Genomic DNA, 14,074 nt, shown 5'->3' on the forward strand with positions numbered 1-14,074 from the left:
CTCGCCGCTGGCGAGCCTGGGCAGGTAGTAGCGCTTCTGCTCCTCGCTGCCGTTACGCAGCAGGGTGAACATGTTGTACATCTGCCCGTGGATGGTCCCGGAGTTGCCGCCGCAGCGGTTGACCTCCTCGAGGATCACCGAGGCCTCGGCCAGGCCCAGGCCGGAGCCGCCGTATTCCTCGGGGATCATCGCCGACAGCCAGCCGGCCTCGGTCATGGCCTTGACGAAGGCTTCGGGGAAGCCCTTGCGCTCGTCGATCTCGCGCCAGTAGGCGCTGCCGTATTCCGCGCACAGGGCGCGCACGCCTTCGCGGATGGCCTGCAGTTCTTCCGGGGTGCTGCTCATGGGGGTTCCTCGATGGGGGTTCAGTCGAATTCCACTTCGCCGCGCTGGGCGATGCCGGCGCCGTTGCCGGCCCAGACCTCGGCCTTGCCGGGGCCGCTGGGGCGGCCGCCCAGCTCGAAGGGCTCGGGGCAGATCAGCGGGCGCAGGCCGCGGTAGGCGAAGCGGCGCAGGCGCGCCTGCGGGTTGGCGCGGCAGAAGGCGCGCAGGCTCAGGGTGGCGATCAGCGGGCCGTGCACCACCAGGCCCGGGTAGCCCTCGGCCTCGGTGACGTAGGGCCAGTCGTAGTGGATGCGGTGGCCGTTGAAGGTCACCGCGGAATAGCGGAACAGCAGCACCGGGCTGGGTTCCACCGCCTCGCGCCAGGCGCCTTCGGGCAGCGCCTCGGTGCCGCCGAGCTTGGGCGGGCTGGGTTCGCGGTAGACGATGTCCTGCTCCTCGCGCAGGGCCAGGTGGCCGTCCTGCAGGTAGTCGTGGCGTAGGGTGACGAACAGCAGCGCGCCGGTGCGGCCGTGCTTTTCCTCGACGTTCAGGATGCGGGTCACCCGGCTGGCCTCGCGGCCGACGCGCAGCGGCGCGTGGAACTCCAGGCGGCCGCCGGCCCACATGCGGTTGCGCCCGTCCGCCGGCGGCAGGAAGCCGCCGCGCGCCGGGTGGCCGTCGGCGCCCAGGCCGGCCTCGGCCACGGCGTCCTGGAAGAATGCCCAGTGCCACAGCGGCGGCAGCGCCTCGCCGGCGGCCGGGGCCTGCTCGCCGAGGGTGGCGGCCAGGCGGCTAACCAGCAGCGTGCTCAGCTCCTCGCGGCTTTCCTGGCTGCGGCCTATCCAGGCCTTGTAGGAAGATTCGCTCATGCTCAGTGTCTCTGACCGGGAAATTTCCGAACAGCATGCAAGTTGGCTTGCGTTCCGTGAATCCGCATTTCCATAATCCAGCGTTAACCGAAACCGAACGCCATCCGGACGCCCCGCCATGCATTTCGACCTGGCCGACCTGCGCCTCTTCGTGCACATCGCCGAATCCCCCAGCCTGACCCAGGGCGCCCGCCGCGCGCACCTCTCGGCCGCCGCCGCCAGCGCCCGCATCAAGGCCCTGGAAAGCCAGCTCGACAGCCGCCTGCTGTACCGCGACAACCGCGGCGTCGAGCTGACCCCCAGCGGCCAGCGCCTGCTGCAGCACGCGCGGCTGATCCTGCGCCAGGTGGAGCGGCTCAAGGACGACTTCGGCGAACAGGGCGGCGACCAGGCCGGGCACATCCGCATCTTCGCCAACACCACGGCGGTCACCGAGTTCCTCCCGGAGGTGCTGGCCGGCTTCCTCGCCGCGCGCCCCGCGGTCACCGTGGACCTGCAGGAGCGCCTGAACCGCGACATCGTCCGGGCCATCCTCGACGGCTCGGCGGACCTGGGCATAGTCGCCGGCCCGGTGCGCGCCGAGGGCCTGGAAATCCTCCACTTCAGCACCGACCACCTGGTGCTGGCGGTGCCGCCCGGCCATGCCCTGGAACACCTGGGCCGCCCGCCCACCCTGGCCGACACACTCGGCTATTTCCACGTCGGCCTGCACGAGGGCAGCACCCTGCAGAGCTTCCTGCGCGAGCAGGTGGAACGCCTGGGCGGCACCCTCAACCTGCGCATCCAGGTGGCCAGCTTCGAGGCGGCCTGCCGGATGATCGAGGCCGGGGTGGGCATCGGCGTGCTCCCGGAAACCGCCGCGCGCCGCCACCAGCGCAGCATGGGGCTGAGCATCCTGCAGCTGGACGAGCCCTGGGTGGTGCGCGAACGCAGCGTGCTGGTGCGCGAGCGCGAGGCACTGCCGGGCTGCGCGCGGACGCTGGTGGAACTGCTGCGCCAGGTGGGAGATGGGGGGTAGCGTGGGGGCGGTTGCGGATGGGGTTTAAGAGCGCCCTCTCCCCAGCCCTCGGCTGCGCGTTCGTAGGGCGCATAACGCCTACGGCGTTATCCGCCGAATCGCGGACAGAGTCCGCTCCTACGGTTACAGGGAAGCACGGGCGTAGGAGCGGACTTTTGTCCGCGATTGGACTCACCGGCCACGCCGGACGTCCCCGGCTGGCGGTCCGTTGGGCCGTGCGCACCGCTGCACCGGTGCGCGCCGGGCTCACTTGGCGGCGGTCAGCGTGCTGTAGCTGGTGATCAGGTTGCGGTAGTCCGGGATGTGGTTGGAGAACAGCGCGGCCAGGCCCTCGATGTCGTTGCGCCAGTCGCGGTGCAGTTCGCACGCCACGCCGAACCAGGTCATCAGCTGTGCACCGGCGGCTTCCATGCGGCGCCAGGCGGCGTCGCGGGTGACTTCGTTGAAGGTGCCGGAGGCGTCGGCGACCACGAAGACGTCGAAGCCTTCCTCCAGGGCCGACAGCGCCGGGAAGGCCACGCACACCTCGGTGACCACGCCGGCGATGATCAGCTGCTTCTTGCCGGTGGCCTTGACCGCCTTGACGAAGTCCTCGTTGTCCCAGGCGTTGATGTTGCCCGGGCGGGCGATGTACGGGGCGTCCGGGAAGAGTTCCTTCAGCTCCGGCACCAGCGGGCCGTTGGGGCCGCTCTCGAAGCTGGTGGTGAGGATGGTCGGCAGCTTGAAGTACTTGGCCAGGTCGGCCAGGGCCAGCACGTTGTTCTTGAACTTGTCCGGCTCGATGTCGCGCACCAGGGACAGCAACCCGGCCTGGTGGTCGACCAGCAGCACGGCGGCCTGGGACTTGTCGAGACGGACGTAGGGCTTGCTCATTGCGCTTTTCCTCTTGCGGTGGGAAGGCCCGGCTTGCGCCGGGCGCGGTCGGGGGTCAGCGTTGCGAGTCCAGTACCTCGTGGTTGCTCACCACTTCCTGGGCCTTGGTGTAGCTTTCGATCAGCAGGCGGTAGTGCGGGAAGATGTGGCTGTAGGCCTCGGCCCACTCGGCGGCGTCGGGGCGGTTCCAGGTGCGCTGGATTTCCGAGCACACCGCGGCGGTGTCCATGGGCACCACGCCGGCCTGCACCACGCGGGCCAGGGTGATTTCCTGGGCGGCCTTGGAGTAGGTGCCGGAAGCGTCGATCACCGCGAATACCCGGTAGCCGGCGTTGACCGCGGCGATCGCCGGGAAGGCCATGCACACGCTGGTGATGGTGCCGGCGATGACCAGGGTCTTCTTGCCGGTCTTCTCCACCGCGGCGACGAACTCGGGGTTGTCCCAGGCGTTGATCTCGCCCTTGCGCGCCACGTACTGGGCATGGGGCGCGGCCTCGTGGATCTCGGGGATCAGCGGGCCGTTGGGGCCTTGTGGCACCGAAGCGGTGGTGATCACCGGGATCTTCGCCAGGCTGGCGATCTTGGCCAGGGTGATGGCGTTGGCGCGCAGTTCGGTCATGGGCATGTCCTTGACCGTCTGGAACAGCCCGCTCTGGTGGTCGATCAGCAGCATGGCGGTGTCGTCGGGATCGATCACCGGGCGCTGGCCGTTGAAGTTGGCGATGTTACTGAAGTTGCTCATCTTCGTTTCCTCGCAAGTGGGCCTCCCGCCCGGATGGCCCGCACGTCCCTGCGCGGGCGTTCAACCAGACTAGGCGCTGGCCGAGTCCGGCATGTGACGATCAGCCGGCCATCTGTCCGAAACGCCCGCGGCGGAAGTCGTCGAGGGCCTGCTCGATCTGTTCGCTGGTGTTCATGACGAAGGGGCCGTAGCCGACGATGGGCTCGTCCAGCGGTTCGCCGCTGAGCAGCAGCACCAGGGCGTCGCTCTCGGCCTCCAGGTGGATGGCGTCGCCGCGCCGCTCGAACAGCACCAGTTGGCCCTCGCCCGCCCGCTCCTCGCCGTTCAGCCGCAGGCTGCCGCGCAGCACCACCAGCGCCGTGTTGCGGCCCGGTTCGACGCGCAGTTCGAAGGCCTTGCCGGGGTTCAGCCGCAGGTCCCAGACGTCCAGCGGGCTGAAGGTGTGGGCCGGGCCGCGGTGGCCGCGGTAGTCGCCGGCGATCACCCGCAGCTGGCCGGCGCCGCCGGGCAGTTCGACGCGGGGGATGCTGGCGTCCAGCAGGGTCTGGTAGGCCGGCGCGGTGAGCTTGTCCCGGGCCGGCAGGTTCACCCACAGCTGCGCCATGTGCAGGGTGCCGCCGCTGCGGGCGAAGGCCGGGGCGTGGTACTCCTCGTGGAGGATGCCGCCGCCGGCGGTCATCCATTGCACGTCACCGGGACCGATGCGCCCGCCGGCGCCGCTGGAGTCGCGGTGCTCCAGCTCGCCCTGGTAGACGAGGGTCACGGTCTCGAAGCCGCGGTGCGGGTGCTGGCCGACGCCACGGCGCGCGCCGTCGCCGGGGAAGTCGTGCGGCCCGGCATGGTCGAGCAGCAGGAAGGGGCTGAGCTGGTCGCCCAGGCGGTCGTAGGAGAACAGCGAGCGGACCGGGAAGCCGTCGCCGACCCAGTGCGGGCGCGGGGCGCTGTAGATACCGAGGATGTCTTTCATGGGGGTGCCTCCTGAGTGCATGGAGACACCTTAGAATCGCAACGCTACAGTCGGTAGACTGCGAAAATCATCCTCAGCGTTCCATTTGGAGAACACCGTCGTGGAAGACCTCAACGACCTCTACTACTTCGCCCAGGTGGTCGAGCACGGCGGCTTCGCCCCGGCCGGCCGGGCCCTGGGCGAACCCAAGTCGAAGCTCAGCCGGCGCATCGCCGCCCTCGAGGAACGCCTGGGCGTGCGCCTGATCCAGCGTTCCACCCGGCACTTCTCGGTGACCGAGATCGGCCAGGAATACTATCGCCACTGCCTGGCCATGCTGGTGGAGGCCGAGGGCGCCGCCGAGGTCATCGAGCGCCACCGCGCCGAACCCCAGGGCCGGGTGCGGCTGAGCTGCCCCACGGCGCTGCTGAACTTCTGGGTCGGCCCGATGCTGGCCGAGTTCATGCTGCGCTACCCGCTGGTGGAGCTGCAGGTGGAGGCCACCAACCGCCAGGTGGACCTGATCCAGGAAGGCTTCGACATCGCCCTGCGCGTGCGCTTCCCGCCGCTGGAGGGCAGCGAACTGGTGATGAAGGTGCTGGGCGAGAGCCGGCAGCTGGTGGTGGGCGCGCCGGCCCTACGCCAGCGCCTGAGCGAGCGCCCCTCGCCCACCGAGGTGGCGGCGCTGCCGACGCTGCACTGGGGCTCGCCGCAGCGCGACTACCAGTGGCAGCTGGACGGCCCCGACGGCGCCCGCGCCCAGGCCCGCTACCAGCCGCGGCTGGTCACCGACGACCTGCTAGCCCTGCGCCAGGCGGCGGTGGCCGGGGTGGGCGCCGTGCACCTGCCGTCGGTGGTGGTGCGCGAGGCGCTGGCCGACGGCAGCCTGGTCAACCTGCTGCCGGACTGGGCGCCACGTACCGGCATCGTGCACGCCGTCTACCCTTCCCGGCGCGGCCTGCTGCCGTCGGTGCGCGGCTTGCTGGACTTCCTCGGCCAGGGCTTCGCCCACAGCGACATGGCCTGAACCCGCCGGTCGCTGGCGGCGCAGGATCGGAAAAGGTTCGAGGCCCGCACTATTCGCAGAAGCGCCCCTGCCGTGCCTCGGGCATCAGCTCCAGGTACTGGCGGCCGCTCATGTGCACCACGGCGTTGTGGTCGCCAGCTTCGAAGTAGATGTCCGATTGCTCGCCCAGGGATTCGTCGATCAGCGTCTCCAGGCCGAACAGGCTGCCCACCGCCGGGATGGCGCCGGGCGCGCAGTCCTCGAAGCGCGCGGAGAAATCGCCCTCGTGGGCCAGGCGCCAGTTGCGCCGGGTGAGCTTGTGCACCTTGTGCAGGTCGACCTGGCGGCTGGCCGGCACCACGGCCATCAGCCAGTGGCCCTGGAAGTCGTCGAGGATCACCGGCTTGGCCATCTGCTGCGGCGGCACGCCGGCGCGGCGGGCGGCCTCGCGGGTGGTCATGGACGTGGCGTGGGGCAGCAGATCGTAGCGACTCTGGTGCTGCGACAGGCAGCTCTGCAAACGACTGGACATGCTCATGGCACACCTCCGGGAAAGCGGCGCCGCCCCACTGCCCCGTGGCGCCGGCGCGGCCGGCTGCGGGGGAGCCTCCCGCTCCCCGTTTGCTTCCAGTCTAGCGCCGCCGCCCCGGCACGGGCGGCGGGCCGACCAGGGGCGTCAGAACAGCGGGAGCGGGTAGTTGAGGATCAGCCGGTACTCGTCGAAGGCGTTGCTGCTGAAGTCGCGGCGGATGCTGGCGTTGCGCAGGCGCAGGTTCAGGCGCTTGAACGGGCCGCTCTGCACCACGTAGCCCAGCTCCGTCTCGCGCCCGCGCTCGCGGCCGTCGGCGGTATCGCGGGTGTGCACGTTGCTGCCGCGGATGTAGCGCGTCATGAACGTCAGCCCCGGCACCCCGGCAGCGGCGAAGTCGTAGTCGTAGCGCAGTTGCCAGGAGCGCTCGCGGGCCTGGTCGTAGCTGGAGTTGAAGCTGTCGTTGGCCAGGCTGCCGCCGGCGCTGCCGTTCACCCGCATCCAGCCACTGTCGCCGGACAGCCGCTGCAGGCCCAGGTAGAAGGTGTGGCCACCCTGCCCCGCCGAGAGCAGCAGCGACAGGGTGCGGTTGTCCAGCTCGCCGGCGCGGGCGGCGCCATCCTCGCGGCCGACGAAGTAGCCGAGGTCGGCGCCCAGGCGCCAGTCGCCCAGCCCCTGGCTGTGGCGCAGGTTGACGTACTGCTGGCGGTAGATGTCCTCCAGCCGCGCGTGCCACAGGCCCAGCTGCGTGGCCTGGCCGTTGAAGCGGTACTCGGCGCCGGCGAAGTCGAAGCGGTCGGAGGTGGCGTCCGGGCGCCCGGCCATGGACAGGTCGTCCTGGCTGGCGTCGTTGCGCGGGCTGTTGCTGCGGAACTGCCCGGCGTACAGGCCCAGGCCGTCGATCTCCCGCACGCTGAGCTGGGCGCCGCGCAGGGTCTGCGGCAGCGAGCGGCCGTCGTCGGCGCGCAGCACCGGCAGGCTGGGCATCCACTCGCCGACCTTCAGCTCGCTGTTGGCCAGCCGCGCCTTGGCCGCCACCGCCAGGCGCCCGAAGTCGTCCGCCGGGCGGCCGTCGTCGTGCAGCGGCAGCAACTGGGTGTCGGCGGTGCCCTTGCCGCCGTCCAGCTTCAGCGAGTACAGGCCCAGCACGTCGACGCCCAGGCCCAGGACGCCTGGCGTATAGCCGGAGCGGGCGTCGAGGATGAAGCTCTGCGTCCATTCCTCGGCCTTGGCGCGGGGGAAGTCGGCGTCGACGAAATTGCGGTTGATGTAGAAGTTGCGCAGGTTCAGCGAGGCCTGCGCATCCTCGGCGAAGCCCCCGGCCAGGCTCTCGCCGCTGGCCAGCAGGCAGGCGGAGGTGAGGCCGAACAGGCGACGGCCGGGGGTGGACAGCGGGTTGGCAAGGATTGTCATTGTTGTTGTTTCCTTTTCTCGGGACGAAGGCCGCCGCACCGCTGCGGGGCAACGGCGGGACGCGGCCGGGGATGGAGGCGCGGCGGCCTCCGGATGGCTCAGCCGGCCAGCGCGAGCAGCGCCGGCACGCTGAGGACGGCGGTGTAGTAGCCCATGAACTGCACGCCGATGTTGAAGCCGAGGAAGCGGCCGAGCAGGCCGCCGACCAGGCCCACGCCGAGGATCACCAGCAGGCCCAGCACCCCGCCCTCCCACAGGCCGATCACCAGGATCAGGCCGACGAAGGTGGCGATCACCGCCTCGTGGCTGACTCGCCGCGAGACGAACGAGGCCGCGCGGTGGGCGAAGTTCATCGCGAAGGGATAGGCGATCAGCACCGCCACCAGCACCGCCAGCAGGCCGAACACCAGGAATTCCCAGGGTTCCATCAGGCTGTGCAGGTTGTGCACCTGGCCGCTGGCGGCATCCACGTAGAAGCGTGGCGGCGCGTTGAACAGCGGCGCCGCGGGGCCCGCCGCCACCGGGCTGAGCGGCAGGCCGAAGGCGATCAGCGGGATCAGCGCCTCGGCGATGTAGGTGGACTCGGTCACCCCGTTGCGCGCCGCCAGCACCGAGGTCAGGCGGTGGTAGGCATGGCGGATGCGCGAGCCGACGATCTCGCCGAGGATCACCGTCATGGCCACCGGGCTGAACACGAAGGTGGCGCTGGAGACGGCGGCGGTGCCGAGGGTCCAGCCGGTCTGGCGGCGGTCGAGCACCTTCAGCGGGTTGGGGAAGTAGCCGTCCCAGCCCTTCACGTCCGGCGCCAGGGCGAAGGTGCGCGGCTCGCTGCGGCGCATGCGCTGGCGTTCGGCCGGCGCCAGCAGGGCGAACAGCGAGACGATCAGCGGCCCCACGGCGATGCCGAGGAAGTAGCTGACCGCCAGCTTCACCCCGTGCTGGGCGGTCAGCGCCTGCAGCGCCACGATCAGCAGCACGAAGGGCCCCAGGGCCAGCAGCGCGGCCCAGCGCCCGGCGGAGAACCAGGCGATGGCCAGGGCCGCGCAGAGGAACACCCAGGGCGCCGCCTGCTTGATGGCCTCGCCGAAGGGGGCCAGCAGCACCGCGAAGAGCACCGCCAGGGGCACCGCGATGAACGCCGCCAGCACCGCGCCGGAGATCATCTTGCGCAGGGCGATGTGCGGCACGCCGAGGTTGCGCAGGAAGTTCGCCTCGCGCATCAGCGGCGTGGCCATGGTGTCGCCGGGGATGCCCAGCAGCGCCGTGGGCACCGCGTGGGTCATGTGCTTGGCCACCGCGCCGGCGAGGAAGAAGGCGAACACCCCGGCCGGGGCCACGCCCAGCAGCACCACCAGCAGGGTCAGCGGCGCCAGGGTGGTGGTTTCGTCGCTGCCGGAGACCAGGCCGATGGCGGCGAAGGCCACGGCGCCGATCACCGCCATCAGCAGCGCGACGGGCAGTTGGTCGAGGAACAGCTCCATCAGGCCGCCCCTCCCATCACCGGCGCCGCGGCAGGCACGCGTTTCTCCGCGGCCCCGTGGGCCTGGGCGAACAGGTCGTACAGCTGGACCTCCTTCAGCTCCGCCAGCACTTCCGGCGGCAGGTCGCGCAGCTCGCCGAGGCCGCCGTACTCGGCCTCCAGCTCGCGCAGGGCCTGCTCGCGCCAGGCCGCGTCGGCCACATGCTCGACCACCAGGCGCTTGGGCTTGAACAGCATGGCGCTGATCGCCCCGCCGGCCAGGCAGCCGAGGATGCCCACCAGCATGGCGTAGGCGCGGGCCATCTGGCTGGAGTCGACGAGGCCGAGGAACAGCCGCTCGGCGAGCAGGAAGGCGCCCAGGCTGACCGCGGCGCCTATGGCGATGGCGCCAGCCAGGTGGCGGCTGTCGATGGTGTCGCCCCAGACCTCGTAGAGCCGGGCTTCGGGATGGGGACCAGGCGCCGTCGACGGCGCCGTTTCGTGGGTGTTCATGGTAAGGCTCCTGCCCTGTTGGGCTCTTGTTGTTATGTTGCGGTTGCGCTGTTTCAGGGGTGCCGCTCACCGCCTGCGGCGGCCAGGGCGCGGCCGGCGCGCGAGGCGTTGGGCCGGCCCAGCCGCTGGCTGATGGCCGTGCCCAGGCGGGCCACGGCCGGCAGGTCGACGCCGGTGGCGTAGCCCATGCCGTGCAGCAGGTGCAGCACATCCTCGGTGGCGACGTTGCCGCTGGCGCCCGGCGAATAGGGGCAGCCGCCGAGGCCGGCCAGCGAGCTGTCGAAGGTGCGCACGCCGGCCTGCAAGGCCGCGTGCACGTTGGCAACGGCCATGCCGAAGGTGTCGTGGAAGTGCCCGGCGAGGGCTGCCAGCGGCAGGCGTTCGGCGCAGTGCTCCACCAGCCGCGCAGTGGCATCCGGGGTGCCCTTGCCGAGGGTGTCGCCCAGGCTGATCTCGTAGCAGCCCAGCTCGTACAGGCGCTGCGCCACCTCGCCGGCCCGTTGCGGCGCCACCGGGCCGCCGTAGGGGCAATCGAGCACGCAGGACACGTAGCCGCGCACCCGCACGCCGCGCTCGCGGGCCAGCGCCAGCACCGGCTCGAAGCGGCGCAGGCTGTCGGCGATGGAGCAGTTGATGTTGCGTTGGGAGAAGGCCTCGGAGGCGGCGGCGAACACCGCCACCTCCTCGCAGCCCGCCGCCAGCGCCGCCTCCAGGCCCTGCTGGTTGGGCACCAGGGCGCTGAAGCGCACCCCGGGCCTGCGCCCGAGGCGGCGCAGCACCTCGCCGCTGTCGGCCATCTGCGGCACCCAGCGCGGCGAGACGAAGGCGCCGGCCTCGATGTGCCGCAGCCCGGTGTCGGCCAGTTGCTCGACCAGTTCGACGCGCGCCGCCACCGGCAGCGCCTGGGGCTCGTTCTGCAGGCCGTCGCGCGGGCCGACCTCGACGATTTTCACCCGGCCGCTCATGCGCCACGCCTTTCGCGCAGCAGTTCCACCGCGCGGTCGGCACGCACGTCGCCGGCTTCCACCAGGCGCCGCGCCAGCCAGTCCACTTCCTCGCCGCGGGCGCCGGCCACCAGGGCGATGTTGCGCGCGTGCAGGGCCATGTGGCCGCGCTGGATGCCTTCGCAGGCCAGGGCGCGCAGGGCCCCGAGGTTCTGCGCCAGGCCCACGGCCACGGCGATTTCCGCCAGTTCCTGGGCGCTCTGCACGGCGAGGATGCGCAGCGACAGCTGGGCCAGCGGGTGGGTGCGCGTGGCGCCGCCGACCAGGCCCACCGGCATGGGCATCTCGATGCTGCCCACCAGGTGCCCTTCGGCGTCCTTCTCCCAGGTGGTCAGCGAGCCGTAGTGGCCGCTGCGGCAGGCGTAGGCATGGGCGCCCGCCTCCACGGCGCGCCAGTCGTTGCCGGTGGCGACGATCAGGGGGTCGATGCCGTTCATGATGCCCTTGTTGTGGGTGGCCGCACGGTAGGGGTCGACGGCGGCGAAGCAGTAGGCGTCGAGGATGCCCTCGATCACCGCCTCGCCGCTGTAGTCCCGTGACTGCAGCTGTTGTGGGGCGATGCGCACCTGGGCCCGGGCCAGGCGCAGGTCGGCCAGGTTGGAGAGGATGCGCAGGCGCGCCTGGCCGCCGGTGATGCGCTCCATCAGCGGGGCCACCGCCTCGGCCATGGTGTTCACCGTGTTGGCGCCCATGGCGTCGCGCACGTCGACGATCAGGTGCGCCACCAGCATCGGCCCGCGCGGGCTGTCGGCGAAGCAGTGCACCTCCAGGTCGCGGCAGCCGCCGCCCAGGCTGTTGAGCAGCTGGTCCTTGCGGTTGGCCAGCTCGAGTATCTCTTCCTTGTGCCGCAGCAGCGCCAGGCGCGCGTTGAACGGGTCGCCCAGGCCCACCAGCTGGACCTGGGCACGCATCAGCGGCGCGCTGCTGGAGGTGCGGAAACCGCCGCCGGCGCGGGCCAGCTTGGCCATGTAGGAAGCCGCGGCGACGATCGAGGGTTCCTCCACCACCATCGGCACCAGCAGCTCGCGGCCGTTGACCGCGAAGTTGCTGGCTACCGCATAGGGCAGCTCGAAGGTGCCGAGCACGTTCTCGATCATGCCGTTGGCCACCTCCAGCGGCAGCGCACCGGGTTCGGCCAGGCGCTGCAGCTCGGGCAGCTGCAGCAGGGCCGCGAGCTGGTCGAGGCGCTGGCGAGGCGACAGGTTGCGGAATTCGGGAAGGCGGGAATCGATGGGCATCGTGGGCGTCCGTTGTGGTTCTTGTGGGATGCGGGCGGCGCCGGGGCCGCCCGAGGCCCTAAGGTGCTATGACTGGTCCCGTCGATGAAGGTACAGTTGGCTGCAACAGTACCCACACTGTACCCATGACACTCCCGGAGAGCGCCGTGCCCCGCCAGACCCTCGCCGAGCAGGTCGCCCAGTCCCTCGCCCGACAGATCCGCGAAGGCGCGCTGCAGCGCGGCGACCGCCTGCCCTCGCTGCGCGAGTACATGCGCCTGCACGGCCACTCGAAGAACACCGTGATCACCGCCTACGAGCTGCTGGCCGCCCAGGGCCTGGTGGAGGCGCGCCACGGCAAGGGCTTCTTCGTCCGCGCCAGCGTCCCGCGCGGCAGCGAGGCCGAGGAGCCGCTGCCCTACACCCGCGCCCTGGACACCATCTGGATGATGCGCCAGCAGTTCGTCCGCGAGCCGGCCCGGGCGCCACTGGGCGAAGGCTTCCCGCCGGTGGCCTGGCTGCAGGACATGCGCCTGGACCGCTTCACCCGCCAGGTGCTGCGCACCGACGCCAATTCGCTGTTCCGCTACGGCAACCGCCTGGGCAACCCGGCGCTGCGCCAGAGCCTGGTGCGCCGCCTGGCCGGCTACGCCATCGACGGCAACCCGCGGCAGCTCCTCACCACCCACGGCGCCAACCATGCGCTGGACCTGATCGTCCGGCGCTTCGTCGCCCCCGGCGACGCGGTGCTGGTGGAGAACCCCGGCTACTACCCGCTGTTCGGCAAGCTGCAGCTGCAGGGCGCGCGCATGCTCAGCGTGCCGCGCCTGGCCGACGGGCCGGACCTGCAGGTGCTGGAGCAGTTGCTGCGCCACGAACGGCCGAAGCTGTTCTTCCTGCAATCGGTGGGGCACAACCCCACCGGCTCGGACATTTCGCCGGTGAAGGCGCACCAGTTGCTGAAGCTGGCCGACGAGCACGACCTGCTGCTGGTGGAGGACGACGCCCTGGCCGACTTCAAGCCCAGTTCGGCGATCAAGGTCGCCACCCTCGACCAGCTGCGCCGCACGCTCTACGTCGGCAGCTTCTCCAAGTCGATCTCGGCCTCGCTGCGGGTCGGCTTCATCGCCGGCAGCCGCGAGCGCATCGAGGAACTGGCGGACCTGAAGATGCTGCTGCACACCAGTTGCTCGGAGCTGTGCGAGCGCACCGTGGACGTGGCGCTGGGCGAAGGCTACTTCCTGCGCCACCTCACCCGCCTGCAGGCCCAGGTCGCCGAGGCCACCCGCGCCGCGCTGGCGGTGCTGGACGAGTTGGACGCCGAGGTGCTGTGCCGCCCGCAGCAGAGCCTGTACCTCTGGGCGCGCTTCCCGCACATCGACGACGCCGCGGCCTTCACCCGCACCACGCTGCCCCAGGGCCTGGCCCTGGCGCCGGGCGCCATCTTCAGCACCGATCGCGGCCAGGCCAACCCCTGGATGCGCCTGAACGTCGCCTACCTGCAGGACCCGCTGTTCGCCGCCTGCGTGCGTCAGGCCCGGGGCGCGCGGCGGTAGACCAGGGTGTCCTGGGTGCCATGCCAGGCATCGTTGCGCGCCCCGCGCAGGGTGCGCACCAGGCAGAAGCCGGCGGCCTCGGCCAGGCGCTGGCTGCGCGGGTTGGCCGAGGACGTGGTGAGGTAAAGCCTGGCCCTCGGCAGTTGCGCGCAGACCTCGCGCAGGGCCGCGCTCAGGTAGCCCTGGCCGGCGAAGCGCGAACTGGCCCAGTAGCCGATCACGTAGCTGTCGCCCCTGCCCCGGGGTTGCAGGCCGATGCAGCCGATCACTTCGGCGCGGTCGGCGGAGAGCAGGAACAGGCGCTTCTCCGCCAGGGGCGCGGCGTAGTTGGCGATGGCGCCCTTGAGCGAGCGCAGCACCTGCTCGGCGCTCACCTGCGGCGTCACCCAGTCGAGGAAGGGCGCGTGCTCCGCGTAGCTGTCCTGCAGGGCCCGGCGCAAGGGTTCGCAGAGCGCCAGGCTGGGGCGTACCAGCACGGCGTCGCGGGTGGTCAGGCGGTACTCCACGGGTGGCGTCTCTTCAGGTGGCGGCATTCGGCCAGACTACCTCAGCCCGGCGCCGCCGGCACCTCCCGGCTGCGTCGGGCGGCGGCGGGACGGGCGGTC

Annotated in this window: 15 protein-coding genes; 3 read left to right on the forward strand and 12 right to left on the reverse strand. The window is 71.2% G+C overall.

Annotation, left to right across the window (positions count from 1 at the left end; all coding sequences use genetic code 11):
* The coding region (locus tag DK254_RS13010) for an acyl-CoA dehydrogenase family protein (protein WP_146219606.1) at positions 1 to 345 on the reverse strand (345 nt) is incomplete at its 3' end.
* A gap of 20 nt (positions 346 to 365) precedes the next feature.
* A complete protein-coding gene (locus DK254_RS13015) occupies positions 366 to 1,193 on the reverse strand; it encodes a MaoC family dehydratase N-terminal domain-containing protein (RefSeq protein WP_109934097.1) in 828 nt (275 codons plus the stop codon).
* 118 nt (positions 1,194 to 1,311) lie between these two features.
* Between DK254_RS13015 and DK254_RS13020 the strand changes: the two genes are divergently transcribed.
* Positions 1,312 to 2,211, forward strand: coding sequence for a LysR substrate-binding domain-containing protein (locus tag DK254_RS13020; protein ID WP_109934098.1), 900 nt, complete (start codon positions 1,312 to 1,314; stop codon positions 2,209 to 2,211).
* A gap of 246 nt (positions 2,212 to 2,457) precedes the next feature.
* Here the strand turns inward: DK254_RS13020 and ycaC are convergent, their stop codons facing one another.
* From ycaC to DK254_RS13035, 3 genes are all read right to left on the reverse strand, one after another.
* Complete coding sequence (ycaC, locus tag DK254_RS13025) at positions 2,458 to 3,084, reverse strand: isochorismate family cysteine hydrolase YcaC (RefSeq protein WP_109934099.1); 627 nt, start codon at positions 3,082 to 3,084, stop codon at positions 2,458 to 2,460.
* A 55-nt stretch (positions 3,085 to 3,139) separates the two neighbouring features.
* Positions 3,140 to 3,826 (reverse strand): hydrolase, encoded by a 687-nt coding sequence (locus tag DK254_RS13030; protein WP_109934100.1) that lies wholly within the window; start codon positions 3,824 to 3,826, stop codon positions 3,140 to 3,142.
* 100 nt (positions 3,827 to 3,926) lie between these two features.
* Entirely contained in the window at positions 3,927 to 4,793 is an 867-nt protein-coding gene (locus DK254_RS13035; protein ID WP_109934101.1) for a pirin family protein, read from the reverse strand.
* Between the two features lie 100 nt (positions 4,794 to 4,893).
* On the opposite strand from DK254_RS13035, the gene DK254_RS13040 reads away from it, so the two are divergent.
* On the forward strand, positions 4,894 to 5,799 hold the full coding sequence (locus DK254_RS13040; RefSeq protein WP_109934102.1) for a LysR family transcriptional regulator: 906 nt from the start codon (positions 4,894 to 4,896) through the stop codon (positions 5,797 to 5,799).
* A gap of 49 nt (positions 5,800 to 5,848) precedes the next feature.
* Here the strand turns inward: DK254_RS13040 and DK254_RS13045 are convergent, their stop codons facing one another.
* From DK254_RS13045 to DK254_RS13070, 6 genes are all read right to left on the reverse strand, one after another.
* Positions 5,849 to 6,316 (reverse strand): aminoacyl-tRNA deacylase, encoded by a 468-nt coding sequence (locus DK254_RS13045; protein ID WP_109934103.1) that lies wholly within the window; start codon positions 6,314 to 6,316, stop codon positions 5,849 to 5,851.
* Between the two features lie 138 nt (positions 6,317 to 6,454).
* Positions 6,455 to 7,720, reverse strand: a complete 1,266-nt coding sequence (locus DK254_RS13050) for an OprD family porin (protein WP_089393236.1) — start codon at positions 7,718 to 7,720, stop codon at positions 6,455 to 6,457.
* 98 nt (positions 7,721 to 7,818) lie between these two features.
* A complete protein-coding gene (locus DK254_RS13055; protein WP_109934104.1) occupies positions 7,819 to 9,201 on the reverse strand; it encodes a tripartite tricarboxylate transporter permease in 1,383 nt (460 codons plus the stop codon).
* A complete protein-coding gene (locus tag DK254_RS13060; protein WP_109934105.1) occupies positions 9,201 to 9,692 on the reverse strand; it encodes a hypothetical protein in 492 nt (163 codons plus the stop codon). Before DK254_RS13060 ends, DK254_RS13055 begins: the two co-directional genes overlap by 1 nt.
* A gap of 53 nt (positions 9,693 to 9,745) precedes the next feature.
* On the reverse strand, positions 9,746 to 10,657 hold the full coding sequence (locus DK254_RS13065) for a hydroxymethylglutaryl-CoA lyase (protein WP_109934106.1): 912 nt from the start codon (positions 10,655 to 10,657) through the stop codon (positions 9,746 to 9,748).
* Positions 10,654 to 11,934: a hydroxymethylglutaryl-CoA reductase, degradative gene (locus DK254_RS13070; protein WP_109934107.1), complete on the reverse strand. Its 1,281-nt coding sequence runs from the start codon at positions 11,932 to 11,934 to the stop codon at positions 10,654 to 10,656. The genes DK254_RS13065 and DK254_RS13070 overlap by 4 nt, the downstream gene beginning before the upstream one ends.
* Positions 11,935 to 12,080: 146 nt before the next feature.
* On the opposite strand from DK254_RS13070, the gene DK254_RS13075 reads away from it, so the two are divergent.
* Complete coding sequence (locus DK254_RS13075; RefSeq protein ID WP_109934108.1) at positions 12,081 to 13,469, forward strand: PLP-dependent aminotransferase family protein; 1,389 nt, start codon at positions 12,081 to 12,083, stop codon at positions 13,467 to 13,469.
* On the opposite strand, the gene DK254_RS13080 is transcribed toward DK254_RS13075, so the two are convergent.
* Complete coding sequence (locus DK254_RS13080) at positions 13,445 to 14,002, reverse strand: GNAT family N-acetyltransferase (RefSeq protein ID WP_109934109.1); 558 nt, start codon at positions 14,000 to 14,002, stop codon at positions 13,445 to 13,447. The genes DK254_RS13075 and DK254_RS13080 overlap by 25 nt on opposite strands.
* Positions 14,003 to 14,074: the final 72 nt, after the last annotated feature.

Origin of the sequence: Pseudomonas sp. RW407 (assembly GCF_003176655.1) — a bacterium.
GTDB classification, from domain to species: Bacteria; Pseudomonadota; Gammaproteobacteria; order Pseudomonadales; family Pseudomonadaceae; genus Pseudomonas; species Pseudomonas delhiensis.

Coding starts and splice junctions, on each gene's coding strand:
- DK254_RS13020 (WP_109934098.1), top strand. CDS start 1,312: ATGCATTTCGACCTGGCCGACCTGCGCCTCTTCGTGCACATCGCCGAA.
- DK254_RS13050 (WP_089393236.1), bottom strand. CDS start 7,720: ATGACAATCCTTGCCAACCCGCTGTCCACCCCCGGCCGTCGCCTGTTC.
- DK254_RS13080 (WP_109934109.1), bottom strand. CDS start 14,002: ATGCCGCCACCTGAAGAGACGCCACCCGTGGAGTACCGCCTGACCACC.
- DK254_RS13030 (WP_109934100.1), bottom strand. CDS start 3,826: ATGAGCAACTTCAGTAACATCGCCAACTTCAACGGCCAGCGCCCGGTG.
- ycaC (WP_109934099.1), bottom strand. CDS start 3,084: ATGAGCAAGCCCTACGTCCGTCTCGACAAGTCCCAGGCCGCCGTGCTG.
- DK254_RS13070 (WP_109934107.1), bottom strand. CDS start 11,934: ATGCCCATCGATTCCCGCCTTCCCGAATTCCGCAACCTGTCGCCTCGC.
- DK254_RS13035 (WP_109934101.1), bottom strand. CDS start 4,793: ATGAAAGACATCCTCGGTATCTACAGCGCCCCGCGCCCGCACTGGGTC.
- DK254_RS13065 (WP_109934106.1), bottom strand. CDS start 10,657: ATGAGCGGCCGGGTGAAAATCGTCGAGGTCGGCCCGCGCGACGGCCTG.
- DK254_RS13045 (WP_109934103.1), bottom strand. CDS start 6,316: ATGAGCATGTCCAGTCGTTTGCAGAGCTGCCTGTCGCAGCACCAGAGT.
- DK254_RS13055 (WP_109934104.1), bottom strand. CDS start 9,201: ATGGAGCTGTTCCTCGACCAACTGCCCGTCGCGCTGCTGATGGCGGTG.
- DK254_RS13060 (WP_109934105.1), bottom strand. CDS start 9,692: ATGAACACCCACGAAACGGCGCCGTCGACGGCGCCTGGTCCCCATCCC.
- DK254_RS13015 (WP_109934097.1), bottom strand. CDS start 1,193: ATGAGCGAATCTTCCTACAAGGCCTGGATAGGCCGCAGCCAGGAAAGC.